The 17,287-nt window shown below is 63.5% G+C and carries 12 protein-coding genes; 10 read left to right on the plus strand and 2 right to left on the minus strand.

Going from position 1 to position 17,287, the window contains the following annotated elements; translation table 11 throughout:
* Nucleotides 1–173 precede the first annotated feature (173 nt).
* From pilM to P0D71_RS19435, 7 genes are all read left to right on the plus strand, one after another.
* Nucleotides 174–1,166 carry a type IV pilus biogenesis protein PilM gene (gene pilM / locus P0D71_RS19405; protein WP_408481615.1) on the plus strand — a complete coding sequence of 331 codons (993 nt, stop codon included), beginning with the start codon at nt 174–176 and terminating at the stop codon, nt 1,164–1,166.
* Complete coding sequence (locus P0D71_RS19410; RefSeq protein ID WP_408481617.1) at nt 1,163–1,882, plus strand: fimbrial assembly protein; 720 nt, start codon at nt 1,163–1,165, stop codon at nt 1,880–1,882. The genes pilM and P0D71_RS19410 overlap by 4 nt, the downstream gene beginning before the upstream one ends.
* The gene (locus tag P0D71_RS19415) at nt 1,879–2,835 is read left to right on the plus strand and encodes a hypothetical protein (RefSeq protein ID WP_408481618.1); all 957 of its coding nucleotides are present in this window, start codon (nt 1,879–1,881) and stop codon (nt 2,833–2,835) included. The genes P0D71_RS19410 and P0D71_RS19415 overlap by 4 nt, the downstream gene beginning before the upstream one ends.
* The gene (locus P0D71_RS19420; RefSeq protein ID WP_408481620.1) at nt 2,835–4,631 is read left to right on the plus strand and encodes a type IV pilus secretin PilQ; all 1,797 of its coding nucleotides are present in this window, start codon (nt 2,835–2,837) and stop codon (nt 4,629–4,631) included. The genes P0D71_RS19415 and P0D71_RS19420 overlap by 1 nt, the downstream gene beginning before the upstream one ends.
* A 207-nt stretch (nt 4,632–4,838) precedes the next feature.
* A complete protein-coding gene (locus tag P0D71_RS19425) occupies nt 4,839–5,390 on the plus strand; it encodes a shikimate kinase (protein WP_091798410.1) in 552 nt (183 codons plus the stop codon).
* Complete coding sequence (aroB, locus tag P0D71_RS19430) at nt 5,390–6,475, plus strand: 3-dehydroquinate synthase (protein WP_408481622.1); 1,086 nt, start codon at nt 5,390–5,392, stop codon at nt 6,473–6,475. The genes P0D71_RS19425 and aroB overlap by 1 nt, the downstream gene beginning before the upstream one ends.
* Before the next feature lie 71 nt (nt 6,476–6,546).
* A complete protein-coding gene (locus P0D71_RS19435; protein WP_408481623.1) occupies nt 6,547–7,752 on the plus strand; it encodes a deoxyguanosinetriphosphate triphosphohydrolase in 1,206 nt (401 codons plus the stop codon).
* A gap of 457 nt (nt 7,753–8,209) precedes the next feature.
* On the opposite strand, the gene P0D71_RS19440 is transcribed toward P0D71_RS19435, so the two are convergent.
* Nucleotides 8,210–8,590 (minus strand): ElaB/YgaM/YqjD family protein, encoded by a 381-nt coding sequence (locus tag P0D71_RS19440; RefSeq protein WP_408481624.1) that lies wholly within the window; start codon nt 8,588–8,590, stop codon nt 8,210–8,212.
* A 350-nt stretch (nt 8,591–8,940) separates the two neighbouring features.
* On the minus strand, nt 8,941–9,666 hold the full coding sequence (locus P0D71_RS19445; protein ID WP_408481680.1) for an OmpW/AlkL family protein: 726 nt from the start codon (nt 9,664–9,666) through the stop codon (nt 8,941–8,943).
* Nucleotides 9,667–9,853: 187 nt separating this feature from the next.
* Between P0D71_RS19445 and P0D71_RS19450 the strand changes: the two genes are divergently transcribed.
* From P0D71_RS19450 to P0D71_RS19460, 3 genes are all read left to right on the plus strand, one after another.
* Nucleotides 9,854–10,561 carry a transposase gene (locus P0D71_RS19450; RefSeq protein WP_095418067.1) on the plus strand — a complete coding sequence of 236 codons (708 nt, stop codon included), beginning with the start codon at nt 9,854–9,856 and terminating at the stop codon, nt 10,559–10,561.
* Nucleotides 10,562–10,867: 306 nt separating this feature from the next.
* Complete coding sequence (locus P0D71_RS19455) at nt 10,868–15,571, plus strand: glutamate synthase-related protein (RefSeq protein WP_091798420.1); 4,704 nt, start codon at nt 10,868–10,870, stop codon at nt 15,569–15,571.
* Nucleotides 15,572–15,692: 121 nt separating this feature from the next.
* Complete coding sequence (locus P0D71_RS19460; RefSeq protein ID WP_091798423.1) at nt 15,693–17,162, plus strand: glutamate synthase subunit beta; 1,470 nt, start codon at nt 15,693–15,695, stop codon at nt 17,160–17,162.
* The last annotated feature ends 125 nt before the right edge of the window (nt 17,163–17,287 follow it).

Raw genomic sequence — 17,287 nt, forward strand, 5'->3', positions numbered from 1 at the left:
GTCTGCGCGCCGCGCGGGAATGACCTCACTGTAGTCCCTTTGATCGCCTGCAGGACGCGCATGACTCAACGTTAGCCATTTGGCTGAGTGTCGCGCGGCGCCGCGTCTACGCACAATTCCTCCTCATCACTCGCGTTCGAATGGTTCGTCGCGTGAGTCAGAGGGAGGGCGTCATGGCATTAAAAAGATCCTGGCTTCAGGCAGTGCAACCCGGTGCGCATCGTTATGCCGCGGGGATCGATGTGGGTTCGCAGGCCGTGCGCCTTGTCGTGCTCAGTCATCGGGCGCGCCCGCCTGCAGCACTGCATATCGAATACGTGAGCACCGTGCCGCTTCCCGCCGGTGCCATGGCCGGCGCCGAAATCGCCGACCGGCATGCGGTGGCGCGTGCCTTGCGCGACGCGTTTGCCGGACTGCCGCACGCGTGTGCGACGCGCGCCTTGCGATGCGCGATGGCGCTGCCCGCGTCGGCTACCGTGACCGCCACGGTGCCGCTCGCGCGACTTGCCGCGCAGAGCGGTTGCGCGGAAGACGGCGGGCATCAGTTGGCTGAACTCGAGCCGGCGGTGATGAGTGAAGTCGAGCGCATTGCCGGCCTCGAACGGCATGCCCTTGCAGTCGACTGGTATGTCGACGAAACGCCTTCGCCAGTGCGCTGCGTGACTATCGCCGCGACCGCGCGGCAACATCTCGAAGCGCGAATCGAATGTGCGGCGATCGCCGGCATCTCGCTTACCGCCATCGACGGTGAGCCGCATGCCGCGTTGCGCGCCATGCGCTATGCGGCGAGTTATGAACTCGATCCGCACGAGCCCTATGTCGCGTTGTGGATCGGCACGGACGGCGTGTATGGCTGGCGGATCGCCGACGACGGCATCGCCGGCGAAATGCGCTACCCGGCACCGGAACACGCCGATCTCGCCGATGCGTTACGCGACCTGGCGCACGGTCCCGAACTCGACTGCGCGTTGTTGAGCGGTGAGGTCGATCTGCTCGACGGCGTGGGTTTCTCGACCGCGGATATCGCGGACGTGCTGGGCTGCTCGGTGCTGCCGTTCGAATGCGCGGTGCTGGGCGGCCACGAGCGGCCGTTGAGCGACCCGTTGTTGCACGAGCCGTCCGGTGCGGTCGCGTTCGGGCTTGCGTTGCGCGGGGTGCTCGAATGACGGGCGGCGTGTTGCACGCGGCAGTCTCGAACTCGGGGACTCCGTTACGTGGCGAGCGCTTCGCACGAGGGTGGCTCGGCGGTTTCAACTTGCTGCCTTACCGGCAACGCAACGCACGGCTCGCGCGTCGGCGGTGTCTGCTCGAATGGATTGCCGCCGCTTTCGCCGGTTGTGCCGCTGTCTTCGCATTGGCCGGCTGGCAGGCGGTCGAGCGAGCGCGCCTCGATGCACGGCGTGAGTCGATCGAGCAATCGCTCGCGCAATTATCAGCGCCGCTCGCGGAGCACGCGGCATTGCTCCGCACGCGTGACGAACAACGCCAGAACGTGGCACGCGCAAAGAGTTTGTCCGATCCACTCACGCATTTACGCGATCTCTTTGATGCGCTGAGTTTCGAGCCGGGTGACGGCGTGCTGTTGCAGCAGTTGCGCCACCGTGAAGATGAGACCGAGTTGCTGGCGAGCTCGCGCGGCCATATCGCTTCGGCCGAGTGGCTCAAACGCCTGAGTGCGATTCACGGCGTGAAAGGGGTGGAGGTAAGCGACCTGCATAGCTCGGCTTCGCGCGGCGGGGCCGCTTCGCAGGCAAGCATGACCGGTCCGGTCGAATTCGGCGCGCGTCTGCGGTGGAACGAGACGGCGCAAAAAACGACCCGCACGGGCGGGTCTGCCGCACAGCGTTCTGTGAAGTCTGAACAATCAAGAGGTGCGAAATGAGTACGGCCTTTGTCGAATTTGGCGGCGTGGCGCGCGCGCGCTTTTCACTTTCTCATTGGATGGCGCGCGCGCGTTTGCCGCTCGACGCATGGAGCGGGCGCCGCCGCTGGGCGGTCGCTTTGCTGATTGCCGTGCTGGTGTTCGGCCTTGGTACACACGGCTGGATTGTCGCGGACCTCGGCGGTGTCGAAGCGAGCCGGGCGGCGTTGGAAGCGGGCAGCCTGCGTCTCGCGAACGCAAGGCGCGCGCTTGCGCAATTGCCAGCGCTGCGCCGCGAAGCCGCCGCGGGTCCGATTGGCGCTTCGCTTGTCTCTTCGCTCGGCACTTCGATCGCGCGGTCATCGGGGCCGTGGAGTTCCGCCGACGACGTAAGCATCGTCTCCGAACTGGCTGCGCAGAATAGCGTCGCGTTGCTCTCGGTGGAGCCTGGCGCCGCGAGCGGAGCGGGTGCTGAGCGCATGCGGCCGCTGCAACTGACTGCGCGCACTGACTTCGTCCATCTCATGGCGTTTATGCGCGGGCTGTCGGACCTGCCGGTGCTGATCGTGCCTGTCGATGTGACCGTCAAGCGCGAGGCCGCCGCACTGTCGGTCAGCGCCACGCTGCGCGTGTTCAATGCGCTGCGGCCCGCGCCATCGGCAGCCTCCGTAGATGCGTTCGTCGAAGACAGCCTCGATTCGGATGACGAAGAAAACGTCGTCTTCTTCGATCCGTTTTCGCAACCACAGATGCAGGCGGCGGGCGAACTGCCCGACGTTTCGCAACTGCGTCTGGTCGGATTGCTGCGCGATCGCGCGCGAGGGCTGGCATTGCTCGATACACCGGACGGCGTCACGGTCGTCGAATCCGGAGAGCAGATCGGCGCCGAACGTGTCACGAGGCTGGACGCGTTCGGCATTACCCTCGTGAAGGGCGGCGCGACACGCACGCTGGCACTGACGGAGACTTCGTGATGAGACTGGCGAAGCCGTTTCCCTTTGCGTCTTCGGGCGTCGATACGTGTGCGTCGGCAGGCCGGCAAGTGTGCGTCGGTCTATGGGTCAGCGCGGCGCTGGCTGTCGGCGTTGCACGGGCGTCGACTCAACCGCTGCCGCCGTTGCCTCCCGAGATGCCGCTCGATGGCGCGGTGACGCCGCTCGATGTCTCGTACGACTTACCGCCGCTGCCAGGCGACGCTTCCGCCGCGGTGCCCAATCCGTTCCGACAGGACGCCGCCGGCGATGCTGACGCATCGCGTGCGAGCGCGGCGGCCGGCGATGCTCACGCGGATGCGCCGTCCTCCGACGCGCGCGCTGCCGACGCCACCAACGCCGACGCCACCAACGCCGACGCCACCGACGCCAGCAATGCCTCCGCCTCCGCCAGCGACACCATCGCCAGCGACGCCACCACCGCCACCGACGGCCCGGTGCCGCAGCGACGGCAATCCAATGCCGCGGCTCGCGACAATGCCACCGGCTCCGCCGCGCTCGAAGGGCCTCCGGTGCCGCTGCCGCCGCTCGCGCGTCTGAGCGGCGAGCTGCGCAGTGCCGCCGACGCAGGCCTCGCCCCCGACGACAAACCGATCTCGATGAATTTTCAGCGTGCAGAACTCGGCGCCGTGCTCAATGCGTTTGCCCGGTTCACAGGATTGAACATCGTCGCGAGCGAAAGAGTGCGCGGCGCTGTCTCGCTGCGGCTCGACAAGGTGCCGTGGCGCACCGCGTTCGATACCTTGCTCGACGTCAACGGCCTCGCGATGGAGCGCCATGGCAACGTGATCTGGGTCGCGCCGATTGCCGATCTGGCCGCGCGCGAGCGGCAGCGCTTCGAAGCGCACGCCCGGGCCGCCGATCTCGAGCCGCTCGCGAGCCGCACGTTCGAGCTGCACTACGCGCACGCCGAGGACGTCAGGCGGCTGCTGACCGGTTCCGGCGCCCAGCGGGTCCTGTCCAAACGCGGTGCCGCCACTGCCGATCCGCGCACCAATCTACTGTTCGTGACCGATCTCGAAGCGCGCCTCGCGCAGATTGCGGCACTGCTCGCCTCGATCGACCGGCCGACGCGCCAGGTGTTGATCGAAGCGCGCATTGTCGAGGGCGAACATGGGTTTTCGCGCAACCTCGGCGTGAAACTCTCGATGGCGGCCAGCAATACCGACGGCACCGCGAGAGGTTTCACCGACGCCGTCTACGATCTGTCGGCCCGGCCGATTGCAGGCTTCGACGCGGCGACCGCTGGTCTGACGTTATTCGCCGCGGGCGCGACGCGGCTGCTGAACATCGAGCTGAGCGCGCTTGACGCGCAGGGGCGCGGCGAAATCGTCTCGAGCCCGCGCGTGGTCACGGCGGACCGGATGAAGGCAGTCGTCGAGCAGGGCACCGAATTGCCGTATCAGGCGAAAGTGGGGCAGGGCGTGTCGGGCGTGCAGTTTCGCCGCGCTACCCTCAAACTGGAGGTCGAGCCGCAAATCATGCCGGACGGCCGGGTGGTTCTGGACCTCGACGTCGCCAAAGACAGCGTTGGCGAACAGACCGACGCCGGGCCCGCGATCAACACCAAACACGTGCAAACGCGCGTCGAAGTGGAGGATGGTGGTACGGTGTCGATCGGCGGTATTTACGCGACCGATGACCGGGACGATGTGACTCGAGTGCCGGTTCTGGGCAAAATACCGTTTTTAGGTGCGCTTTTCCGCCATCGGGCTCACCGCGACCACCGCAGCGAACTGGCTGTTTTCATCACGCCGCGCGTCGTTCAGACAAATTAGGGCACGCTCCCGCCGCTACCGGGAAAATGCTGGGCCGCCCTGGGTTTTTTGCTCCGCCGGACGTTCGCTTTGGGGATTCCCCGTTGCGGCGGCTGGCGCGAAGCGACAGGGCGGGTGGCGTTCCCAGGCGGCGCGCAGGCTCGACAAGGCAGCCGCTTTGCCAGTAAGCTGCGGCACGAACCATACCGGATTAGCCAGAGGACACCGTTGCAAGCGCGGGACGCACACGCCAATGTATTTTTCGTAGGGCTCATGGGGGCAGGAAAAACCACCGTGGGCCGGGCCATTGCGCGCCGTCTCGATCGCCCCTTCTTCGATTCCGACCATGAAATCGAGGCACGCACGGGCGCGCGCATCCCGGTGATCTTCGAGATGGAGGGCGAAGCGGGCTTCCGCGAGCGCGAAGCGAGCGTGATTTCCGACCTTACCGCGCGCGACAATATCGTGCTCGCGACCGGCGGCGGCGCCGTGCTGCGGCCGGAAAACCGCGAGGCGCTGCGAAATCGCGGTCTGGTGATCTATCTGCGCGCCAATCCTCACGACCTGTGGCTGCGCACCCGGCGCGACAAGAATCGCCCGCTTTTGCAGACCGAAGACCCCAAAGCGCGTCTCGAAGCACTCTACGAAGTGCGCGACCCGTTATATCGGGAATGCGCGCATTTCGTGATCGAAACCGGCCGGCCTTCGGTCAACGGACTCGTCAACATGGTTCTGATGCAGCTCGAGATGGCCGGCGTCGCCAAACTTCCTGCGTCATAATGGATCGTATGATTACCGTCAATGTCGAACTGGGCGAGCGCGCCTACCCCATCCATATCGGTGCCGATCTGATCGGCCAGACTGCGTTGTTCGCGCCGCATATCGCCGGCAGTTCGGTCACCATCGTCACCAATACCACCGTCGACCCGCTTTATGGCGACACGCTGCGCGCCGCGCTGGCGCCGCTTGGCAAGCAGGTCTCCACGGTAGTTTTGCCGGACGGCGAGGCATACAAGAACCTCGAAACCCTGAACCTGATTTTCGACGCGCTGCTTGGCGCCCGGGCCGATCGCAAGACCACGCTGATCGCGTTGGGCGGCGGCGTGATCGGCGACATGACGGGTTTTGCGGCGGCCTGCTACATGCGCGGCGTGCCCTTCATCCAGGTGCCGACCACGTTGCTTTCGCAGGTGGACTCGTCGGTGGGCGGCAAAACCGGCATCAATCACCCGCTCGGCAAGAACATGATCGGCGCGTTCTATCAGCCGCAGGCCGTGATCGCCGACATCGGCGTGTTGCGTACGCTGCCGGCGCGTGAACTGGCGGCGGGCGTCGCTGAAGTGATCAAGACCGGCGCTATCGCCGACGCGGGTTTCTTCAGCTGGATCGAAGCCAATATCGAAGCATTGAATCGCTGCGAACCCGCGGCGCTCGCCGAGGCGGTCAAGCGCTCGTGCGAGATCAAGGCGTCGGTGGTCGCGCAGGACGAACGCGAAGGCGGACTGCGCGCCATCCTCAATTTCGGCCATACCTTCGGCCATGCGATCGAAGCCGGTCTTGGTTACGGCGAGTGGCTTCATGGCGAGGCGGTCGGCTGCGGAATGGTGATGGCGGCAGATCTGTCCGTGCGGATGGGCTATCTCGACGAAGCGGCGCGCAAGCGTCTGGTCGACGTGATCGTCGCCGCGCATTTGCCGATCCGGGCGCCGGCGCTCGGCGACGCGCGCTATGTCGAACTCATGCGGGTCGACAAGAAGGCGGAAGCCGGCGCGATCAAATTCATTCTGTTGAAGCGTTTCGGTGAGACGCTGATCACCCAGGCGCCCGATGCCGAGGTGCATGCCACGTTGGCCGCCGCCGTCTGAATCGCGCGAGGCATCCAGCAACGCATCACGCACCAGCGTCACGAGGCGCCGCCCATGTTTCGGAGAACCCGGTGACTGACAGGCGCAGCGACGTTGTAAAGCATGACCCGGCGGCACGCGCGGCGACAGGCGGCGCGCCGACGCAGGAAGCACTCGAAGCCCATCTTGCGCCGTACGCGGCGCATTCCGCGCAATCGCGCGGCCGTCGCTATCCGGAAGCCGCGCCCAGCGCGCGCACCGAATTCCAGCGGGACCGCGATCGTATCGTCCATTCGACGGCATTTCGCCGGCTCGAGTACAAAACGCAGGTCTTCGTCAATCACGAGGGCGACCTGTTTCGCACGCGTCTGACTCATAGCCTGGAAGTGGCGCAGATCGCGCGTTCGGTTGCACGCAATCTGCGTGTGAACGAGGACCTCGTCGAAGCCATTTCGCTCGCCCATGATCTTGGCCACACACCGTTTGGCCACGCGGGTCAGGACGCGCTCAACGAATGCATGCGCGAACATGGCGGCTTTGAGCACAATTTGCAGAGCCTGGCGGTGGTCGACGATCTTGAGGAGCACTACGGCGCGTTCAACGGCCTGAACCTGTGCTTCGAAACGCGTGAGGGTATTCTCAAGCATTGCTCGCGCGAGAATGCGCGGCGGCTGGGTGCATTGGGCGAGCGCTTTCTCGAGGGGCGGCAGCCGTCCGTCGAGGCGCAGATCGCGAACGTTGCCGACGAGATCGCGTACAACAACCATGATGTCGACGACGGCTTGCGTTCGGGCCTGCTCACCGTGGAGCAGCTCGCTGAAGTGGAGTTATGGCAGGTGCACTACGAGGCGGCGCGCAACGACTTTCCTCAGATCGAGGGCCGGCGGCTCATTCACGAGACGGTTCGCCGCATCATCAATACGCTGATCGTCGATCTGATCGATACGACCAAGGTGAATCTCGAACGGCATGCGCCGGCGTCGCTGGATGCCGTGCGTTCATCGCCCGCGCTCGTCGCGCATAGCGAAGCGATTGCCGCGCAGGCGGCCGCGCTCAAGCGCTTTCTGTTCAAAAATCTGTATCGCCATTATCGCGTGATGCGCATGGCCAACAAGGCGCGCCGCGTCGTCGCGGGTCTGTTCGACGCATTCACCGACGATCCGCGGCTGTTACCGCCGAGCTATCAGTCAACGGACGCATCGCTGCAACCGCGGCTGATCGCCCATTACATCGCGGGTATGACGGATCGCTATGCGGTCAAGGAGTACCAGCGCCTGTTCGTGATTGACGATAACTGATCAGGCGTCGTTTGAGGTTTGCGTGCGGCTGGGCTGTCTTCTTTGATGTTCGCGTCCGCCGCACATTGCCTTGACGTCGACAGCACGCACGGAGCGGCTCTCCGCAACGATGGAGCGGCTGACCACACGTACACGAGCTGATGACCGCGCACGCGAGCTGCTGACCGCGCGCGCCCAAGCTGATGACCGTACGCACGCGAGCCGCTGGCCGCACGTACCCGAGTTGATGATCGGTACGCATGCGAGCCGCTGGCCATATGCACGCAAGCCGCTGACCGCACGCACGCAGGCCGCTGATCGCACCTACGCGAACTGCTACCCGCACGCATGCGACTTGCTGACCGCACGCCCCCAAGCTACCGACCTACGCACCCGAGCCAGCACCGCCGTCCGGCGACAGCCAGCCTCAGCAGGAATCGCCCGTTGGAGGCGACCCCGCTCGTCGTCTGCTCGCGCTTTAGCGCAACCGCGAAGCGAACAGCGCGCCGGCAATCAACGCCACGCCGCCGACGATCGCAATCGTCTGCCACGGATTTTCATGCACGTAGTCGTCGGCATCCGAGATGGCGACTTCGGCGCGTTCGCGCACGGCTTCGCGCGTGTCGCTCAAGCGGGCGCGCGCTACTTCGAGTTGCTTGCGAAGTTTGCTGCGCAGCGCCACTGCATCGGCCTGGGTGCCGTCCGCCAGCGTCGATTCGAGTTCCGACATTAGCGTGCGCAGTTCGCCTGCGATATCTTCGGCCGCATGGCGGCTATGGCGAGCGATACGCCGCGCACGGCGGCTGGTGCTGGTCCAGGATTCGCCGAGGGCGTCTCGCGTATTCGGAAGTGCAGTCATGGTCGCTCCGTCGATGAGGTGAAAGGGTCCCGCGCGTTGTCACGAAGACGCACTCTCACGTCCGAACGCGGGAAACACCCGGTGAACGCAACTTTGGTGCCAAACCCGGAGGCCCCATCCGCCGTGGCGCGGGCGCATATTCGTCAGCACATATTGCACTGGCTGGCGCGATTGCGGGTCAAATTTACAAACGCTTGCGCCTCGCCACGGCTTTGCCTGCAAAGGTGGCAAAGGAGACGCGTTCGGCGCGCGCCAAAAAGTAAAACGCCGCCATAGGATGCATGACGGCGTTGTCCAAGCCACGAAAATTCGACTACCCTAACTCAACGGCCCCTAATTTTTCCGAAGCGTTAGAAACGGTAACCGATATTGACGTAGGAAACGATCGGGTTCAGTTTGATCTTGGTTTGCGATTGCACATTCAGCGTGCCGACGGGCGTGTTCGCAGCAGTGTTGAGCTTCGCGGTCGTGCTGAGCGGCAGGTAGGAAATCGATACGCCCGCGAACCAGTGCTGGTTGAAGGCGTAGGTGAAGCCGGCATTAAACACCGGCTCCCACGAACTATCCGTAGTGACGCTGGTCGGACCATGCAGAACGTTTGCCTCGAATGCGCTGTTGGTGATCTTTTCGTCGGTGAACCAGATGCGGCTCACGCCAACGCCGAGATACGGCCGGAACGTGGCGGTCGGGGCATTGAAGTAGTACTTGAACAGCAGAGTCGGGCTCCACTGTTTTGCCTGACCCAGCTTGCCGAATTGTGCGAGGCTGCCCGAACCTTCCAGGTCGAACGAGGGCGGGATGCCGATCACGAACTCTGCTGCGATGTGGTCGGTGACGAAGTAGCCGGCAGTGAAACCAAGGGTGTCGGCTGAACTGAGTGTTGCACCGGTATTGGTTTCAGTGATGTTGGTCGGGCTACCACCAATGCTTGTTACTTTGAGCGGCTCGCTGCTCGATTGAGGCGCAAGATGGAACCAGCCCGTCGTGACGAAAAAGCTTCCGGCCGATTGCGCGTGAGCTGCCGTTGTCATGCAGGCTAGCGCCGCGATCCCCGTTACGGCCTGTTTTAATTTCATAAGTGCTCCTCCAAAAAAGGCCCGCTCATTATGACGAGAACGTTTGAAACAAACCATACGCGGCGGTTAGAGCTTTCTCCCTAAGCTCCGCGCGGTTTCTGGCTCTGCCGCGCCGCGTCTAACCTTGCGCGGATGCGGTTCTTCGGACCTTCGGGTATGTACCAACGCGACTATTGGATACTCCAGCATGGCACGGCTTGCACGTCTCTATGTCCCTGACCAGCCGCAGCACGTCATCCTCCGCGGGCTCGATCAGCAGCCCGCATTCGTCGACGACCAGGACTACGAGCTTTTCATCGATTGTTTGAAAGCGGCTTCACGCGACCACCATCTGTCCATCCACGCGTATGCGTTGATGCCAGGCGCGGTGCAACTGCTCGTCACGCCGACCGAGGAGTCGAGTCTGCCGAAGGCAATGCAGGCGGTCGGGCGCCGATACGTGGCGCACTTTAACAGGCGCTATGCGCGCCGGGGCACATTGTGGGAAGGGCGCTACAGAGCGACGGTGATCGAAGGCGAGCGCTACTTTCTGCTGGCGAGCCGTGTCGTAGAGATGTGCCCGGTGCGCGCCGGGCTCGTCGGCGCGCCGGAAGATTACCGCTGGTCGAGTTACCGCCATCACATCGGCCTGACACTCGACAGCCTGATTACCGATCATCCGCTGTACTGGTCGCTCGGCAATACGCCATTCGAACGGCAGCGCGCGTACCGGGAACTGTGCGAGCAGCCGCTCGATGAACGGGAAGCCAGCCAGCTTCAGCAGGCCACCCTGAAAGGCTGGGTTCTGGGCAGCGACACCTACCGCGAGTGGGCGGCGCGGGCCGCCAACCGGCGTGTATCGCCGCTGCCGCGCGGGCGGCCGCGGAAAGTCCGTGAGACGCCGCAACAGCAATAAAACGTTTCGCATCAAAGGGCTGCATCGAAACGGCATCTCCGCATGCCGTTTTCTTTTGCACGTTTTTGATGTGGCACCAATAAAAAATAGCCGCAATGCACCAACTTGATAATTGGGGTTCAATCATCACATTTTATTTGCTATTCCATTGATTCGTCGCGTATATTCCGAATTCCGGCGCTTTTTGACACGCGTAGCATCGAGCGTTGAGCGCGCCGTCGCGGTTGCGAACTCGGTTGTGAATCGCACTGCGGCAATAGAAAAACGGTTTAACGGCCTGTCCGGCCCCTTACAGACGGTGTCCCCATGAACGACCACCAGCAACCGATTCACCCGGTTCCCGCCGCGCAAGGTCTGTACGACCCGCAAAACGAGCATGACGCCTGCGGCGTCGGCTTTGTCGCTCACATCAAGGGCAAGAAAAGCCACGAGATCATCGAGCAGGGCCTGAAGATTCTCGAGAACCTCGACCACCGGGGCGCCGTCGGCGCGGATCCGCTGATGGGCGACGGCGCGGGCATCCTGATCCAGATCCCGGACGGCTTCTATCGCGAGGAAATGGCCAAGCAGGGCGTGGTGCTGCCGCCGCACGGCGAATACGGTGTCGGCATGGTGTTCCTGCCGAAGGAACACGCGTCGCGTCTCGCCTGTGAGCAGGAACTGGAACGCACGGTGAAGGCGGAAGGCCAGGTCGTGCTGGGCTGGCGCGATGTGCCGGTCGACCACACCATGCCGATTTCGCCTACCGTCAAGGCGAGCGAGCCGCTGATCCGCCAGATCTTCATCGGCCGCGGCAAGGACATCATGGTGACCGACGCGCTCGAGCGGAAGCTGTATATCATCCGCAAGACCGCGAGCCACCGCATCCAGGCGCTCAAGCTCAAGCACGGCAAGGAGTATTTCGTGCCGTCGTGCTCGGCGCGCACGGTCGTCTATAAGGGCCTGCTGCTGGCCGGCCAGGTCGGCGTGTACTACCGCGACCTGCAGGACGAGCGCACGGTGTCGGCGCTGGCGCTGGTGCACCAACGCTTCTCGACCAACACGTTCCCGGCGTGGGAACTGGCTCACCCGTACCGCATGATCGCCCACAACGGCGAAATCAACACGGTCAAGGGCAACGTGAACTGGCTCAACGCCCGTACCGGCGCGATCGCATCGCACGTGCTCGGCGACGACCTGCCGAAGCTCTGGCCGCTGATCTACCCGGGCCAATCGGACACCGCCTCGTTCGACAACTGTCTCGAACTGCTGGTGATGGCCGGCTACCCGCTCGTCCACGCAATGATGATGATGATCCCGGAAGCCTGGGAACAACACACGCTGATGGACGACAACCGCCGCGCGTTCTACGAATACCACGCCGCGATGATGGAGCCGTGGGATGGCCCCGCTGCGATCGCCTTCACCGACGGCCGCCAGATCGGCGCGACGCTCGACCGTAACGGTCTGCGTCCGGCGCGCTACATCATTACGGACGACGACCTCGTCATCATGGCGTCGGAAGCCGGCACGCTGCCCATTCCCGAGTCGAAGATCGTCAAGAAGTGGCGTCTGCAGCCGGGCAAGATGTTCCTGATCGACATGGAGCACGGCCGCATCATCGACGACAAGGAACTCAAGGACAACCTCGCGAACGCCAAGCCGTACAAGAGCTGGATCGATGCCGTGCGCATCAAGCTCGACGAAATCGAGGCGAAGGCCGAAGACGTCGCGACGGAACGCCGCGAGCCCGCCGCGTTGCTGGATCGCCAGCAGGCGTTCGGCTACACGCAGGAAGACCTCAAGTTCCTGATGGCGCCGATGGCGCAAGCCGGCGAAGAAGCGGTCGGTTCGATGGGCAACGACTCGCCGCTGGCGGTCATGTCCAACAAGAACAAGACGCTCTACCACTACTTCAAGCAGCTGTTCGCGCAAGTGACGAACCCGCCGATCGACCCGATCCGCGAAAACATGGTGATGTCGCTGGTGTCGTTCGTCGGTCCGAAGCCGAACCTGCTGGACACGAACAACATCAACCCGCCGATGCGTCTCGAAGTGTCGCAACCGGTGCTCGACTTCAAGGACATCGCGAAGATCCGCGAGATCGATCAGTACACGGGCGGCAAGTTCAGCTCGTATGAACTGAACATCTGCTATCCGGTGGCGTGGGGCAAGGAAGGCATCGAAGCGCGCCTCGCCTCGCTGTGCGCGGAAGCCGTGGACGCGGTCAAGTCCGGCTACAACATGCTGATCGTGTCGGACCGCAAGACCGATCGCGACAACGTGGCGATTCCGGCGCTGCTGGCCACCGCCGCGATTCACACGCACCTCGTGCAGCAAGGTCTGCGCACGAGCACGGGTCTGGTCGTCGAAACCGGCTCGGCGCGTGAAACGCACCACTTCGCGCTGCTCGCGGGCTACGGCGCGGAAGCCGTGCACCCGTACCTCGCAATGGAAACGCTCGGCCAGCTCGCAGCCGGCCTGAAGGGCGACCTGTCGCCGGAAAAGGCGGTCTACAACTTCACCAAGGCAGTCGGCAAGGGCCTGATGAAGGTCATGTCGAAGATGGGCATTTCGACCTACATGTCGTACACCGGCGCGCAGATTTTCGAAGCGGTCGGCCTGGCTGAAGACCTGGTGGTGAAGTACTTCAAGGGCACCTCGTCGAAGGTGGGCGGCATCGGTCTGTTCGACGTGGCGGAAGAAGCTATCCGTCTGCACCGCGAAGCGTTCGGCGACAACCCGATTCTCGCCAACATGCTCGACGCAGGCGGCGAATACGCATACCGCGTGCGCGGCGAAGAACATATGTGGACGCCGGACGCGATCGCCAAGCTGCAACACTCGGCGCGCAGCAACTCGTACCAGACGTACAAGGAATACGCGCATCTGATCAACGATCAGACCAAGCGCCACATGACGTTCCGCGGCCTGTTCGAATTCAAGTTCGATCCGACCAAGGCCATCCCGCTCGACGAAGTCGAACCGGCGAAGGAAATCGTCAAGCGTTTCGCCACCGGTGCAATGTCGCTGGGCTCGATCAGCACGGAGGCTCACGCCACGCTGGCAATCGCCATGAACCGTATCGGCGGCAAGTCGAACACGGGTGAAGGCGGCGAGGACGTGAACCGTTACCGCAACGAGTTGCGCGGCATTCCGATCAAGAACGGCGACACGATGAAGTCCGTGATCGGCGACGAAGTGATCGTGGACATTCCGCTGAAGGCGGGCGATTCGCTGCGCTCGAAGATCAAGCAGGTGGCGTCGGGCCGTTTCGGCGTGACGGCGGAATACCTCGCGTCCGCTGATCAGATCCAGATCAAGATGGCGCAGGGCGCAAAGCCGGGTGAAGGCGGTCAGCTGCCGGGCCACAAGGTGTCGGAATACATCGGCAAGCTGCGTTACTCGGTGCCGGGCGTCGGCCTGATTTCGCCGCCGCCGCACCATGACATCTACTCGATCGAAGATCTGGCGCAGCTGATTCACGATCTGAAGAACGCCAACTCGGCGGCCAGCGTCTCGGTGAAGCTGGTGTCCGAATCGGGCGTCGGCACGGTTGCCGCAGGTGTGGCCAAGGCCAAGGCCGATCACGTCGTGATCGCCGGTCATGATGGCGGCACGGGAGCGTCGCCGCTGTCGTCGGTGAAGCATGCCGGCACGCCGTGGGAACTGGGTCTGGCAGAAACGCAGCAAACGCTGGTGCTGAACCAGTTGCGCGGCCGTATCCGCGTGCAGGCCGACGGTCAGATGAAGACCGGCCGCGACGTCGTGATCGGCGCGCTGCTCGGCGCGGACGAGTTCGGTTTCGCGACGGCGCCGCTCGTCGTCGAAGGCTGCATCATGATGCGCAAGTGCCATCTGAACACCTGCCCGGTCGGCGTCGCGACGCAAGATCCGGTGCTGCGTGCGAAGTTCCAGGGCCAGCCGGAACACGTCGTGAACTTCTTCTTCTTCGTTGCAGAAGAAGCGCGCGAAATCATGGCGCAACTGGGCATTCGCAAGTTCGAAGACCTGGTCGGCCACGCCGAACTGCTCGATACGAAGAAGGGCATCGAACACTGGAAGGCGAAGGGTCTCGACTTTTCGCGCGTGTTCTATCAGCCGCAAGTCTCGGCGGAAGTGGCGCGCAAGCATGTCGACGTGCAGGACCATGGTCTGGACAAGGCACTCGACCACACGCTGATCGAAAAGGCGAAGGCGGCGATCGAGAAGGGCGAGCACGTCTCGTTCATCCAGCCGGTGCGTAACGTGAACCGTACGGTCGGCGCGATGCTGTCCGGCACGATCGCGAAGAAGTACGGCCACGACGGCCTGCCCGACGACACGATTCACATCCAGTTGAAGGGCACCGCGGGTCAGAGCTTCGGCGCGTTCCTCGCGAAGGGCATCACGCTGGATCTGGTCGGCGACGGCAACGACTATGTCGGCAAGGGCCTGTCGGGCGGCCGCATCATCATCCGTCCGACCAACGATTTCCGCGGCAAGTCGGAAGAGAACATCATCTGCGGCAACACGGTGATGTACGGCGCGATCGAAGGCGAGTCGTTCTTCCGCGGCGTGGCAGGCGAGCGTTTCTGCGTGCGTAACTCGGGCGCGACGGCGGTTGTCGAAGGCACGGGCGACCACGGTTGCGAATACATGACGGGCGGCACGGTGGTCGTGCTCGGCGAAACGGGCCGTAACTTCGCGGCCGGCATGTCGGGCGGCATCGCCTACGTGTACGACCCGGACAACTCGTTCGCGGGCAAATGCAACAAGTCGATGGTCGCGCTCGATCCGGTCTTGCAAACGGCCGAACAGGAACGCACGGTCGACAAGGGCCTGTGGCACACCGGCACGACCGACGAAGCGCTGCTCAAGGGACTCATCGAGCGTCACTTCCAGTTCACGGGCTCGCCGCGTGCGAAAGCGCTGCTCGAAAACTGGGACGCGTCGCGCCGTCAATTCGTGAAGGTGTTCCCGACCGAATACAAGCGCGCGCTGGGCGAAATGGCCGCGAAGAAGGCGAACAAGGAAGTGCTGGCCGCCTGATTCGCAACGCTGTTCATCAGCAAGACGTCACCTTTAGCCGTACCCGCCGCGTGCGACCGATCCACGGTGCCGCGCGGCGGGTGTAGATCACCCCACCTGATTAGATAGAGAAGAGAACCACATGGGCAAGGCAACCGGTTTTCTCGAGTTCGAACGCCGCCACGAGGCGTACGAAGCTCCGCTCACGCGTGTGAAGCACTACAAGGAATTCGTCGCCGCATTGACCGACGACGAAGCCAAGATTCAAGGCGCACGTTGCATGGACTGCGGCATTCCGTTTTGCAACAACGGCTGCCCGGTGAACAACATCATTCCGGACTTCAACGACCTGGTGTTCCATCAGGATTGGAAGAACGCGATTGAAGTGCTGCACTCCACCAACAACTTCCCCGAGTTCACGGGCCGCATCTGCCCGGCACCGTGCGAAGCGGCGTGCACGCTCGGCATTAACAACGACCCGGTCGGCATCAAGTCGATCGAACACGCGATCATCGACAAGGCATGGACCGAAGGCTGGGTCGCTCCGTTGCCGCCGAAGCACAAGACCGGCAAGAAGGTCGCCGTGGTCGGATCCGGCCCCGCTGGGTTGGCCGTCGCGCAGCAACTCGCGCGCGCGGGGCACGATGTCACCGTGTTCGAAAAGAACGACCGCATCGGCGGGTTGCTGCGTTACGGCATTCCCGACTTCAAGCTGGAGAAGTGGCTGATCGATCGCCGCATGCGTCAGATGGAAGCCGAAGGCGTGACGTTCCGCGCCAACGTGTTCATCGGTAAAGCGGATTCGCTGCCGGCCTATATCGGCAACACGGCGAAGGAAACCATCACGCCGGATCAGTTGAAGGAAGAGTTCGACGCGGTCGTGATCGCGGGCGGTTCGGAAACGCCGCGCGATCTGCCGGTGCCGGGCCGTGAGCTGGAAGGCATCCACTACGCGATGGAATTCCTGCCGCAACAGAACAAGGTCAATGCCGGTGACAAGGTCGCGAACCAGTTGCTCGCGAAAGGCAAGCATGTGGTCGTGATCGGCGGCGGCGATACGGGTTCGGACTGCGTGGGCACGTCGAATCGTCATGGCGCGAAGAGCGTCACGCAATTCGAACTGCTGCCGCAGCCGCCGGAAGAAGAGAACAAGCCGCTCGTGTGGCCTTACTGGCCGATCAAGCTGCGCACGTCGTCGTCGCATGACGAAGGCTGCTCGCGCGATTGGGCGGTCGCGACCAAGCGTCTCGAAGGCAAGAACGGCAAGGTCGAGAAGCTGATCGCGGCGCGCGTCGAGTGGAAGGACGGCAAGATGCAGGAAGTGCCGAACTCGGAATTCGAAATGAAGGCCGATCTGGTGTTGCTCGCCATGGGCTTTACGCAGCCGGTGTCGCCGGTGCTGGAAGCGTTCGGCGTCGACAAGGATGCGCGTGGCAACGTGCGTTCGTCGACCGAAGGCGACAAGGCGTATTACACGTCGGTGGACAAGGTGTTCACCGCGGGCGACATGCGTCGCGGCCAGTCGCTGGTGGTGTGGGCGATTCGCGAAGGCCGCCAGTGCGCGCGTTCCGTCGACGCGTTCCTGATGGGTCATTCGGAACTGCCGCGCTAAACGTCTCCGGCCGGTTTTCGCGCCTTGGCGCCAGAACCGGCCACTGCTTGCAGGAAGAGGTGGAGACGACACTGTGCCGCGTCAGCGGCGCATCGAGCGGTGAAAAAACAAAACCGGGCACCTGA

Origin of the sequence: Paraburkholderia sp. RL17-383-BIF-A (assembly GCF_046028015.1) — a bacterium.
GTDB lineage: Bacteria > Pseudomonadota > Gammaproteobacteria > Burkholderiales > Burkholderiaceae > Paraburkholderia.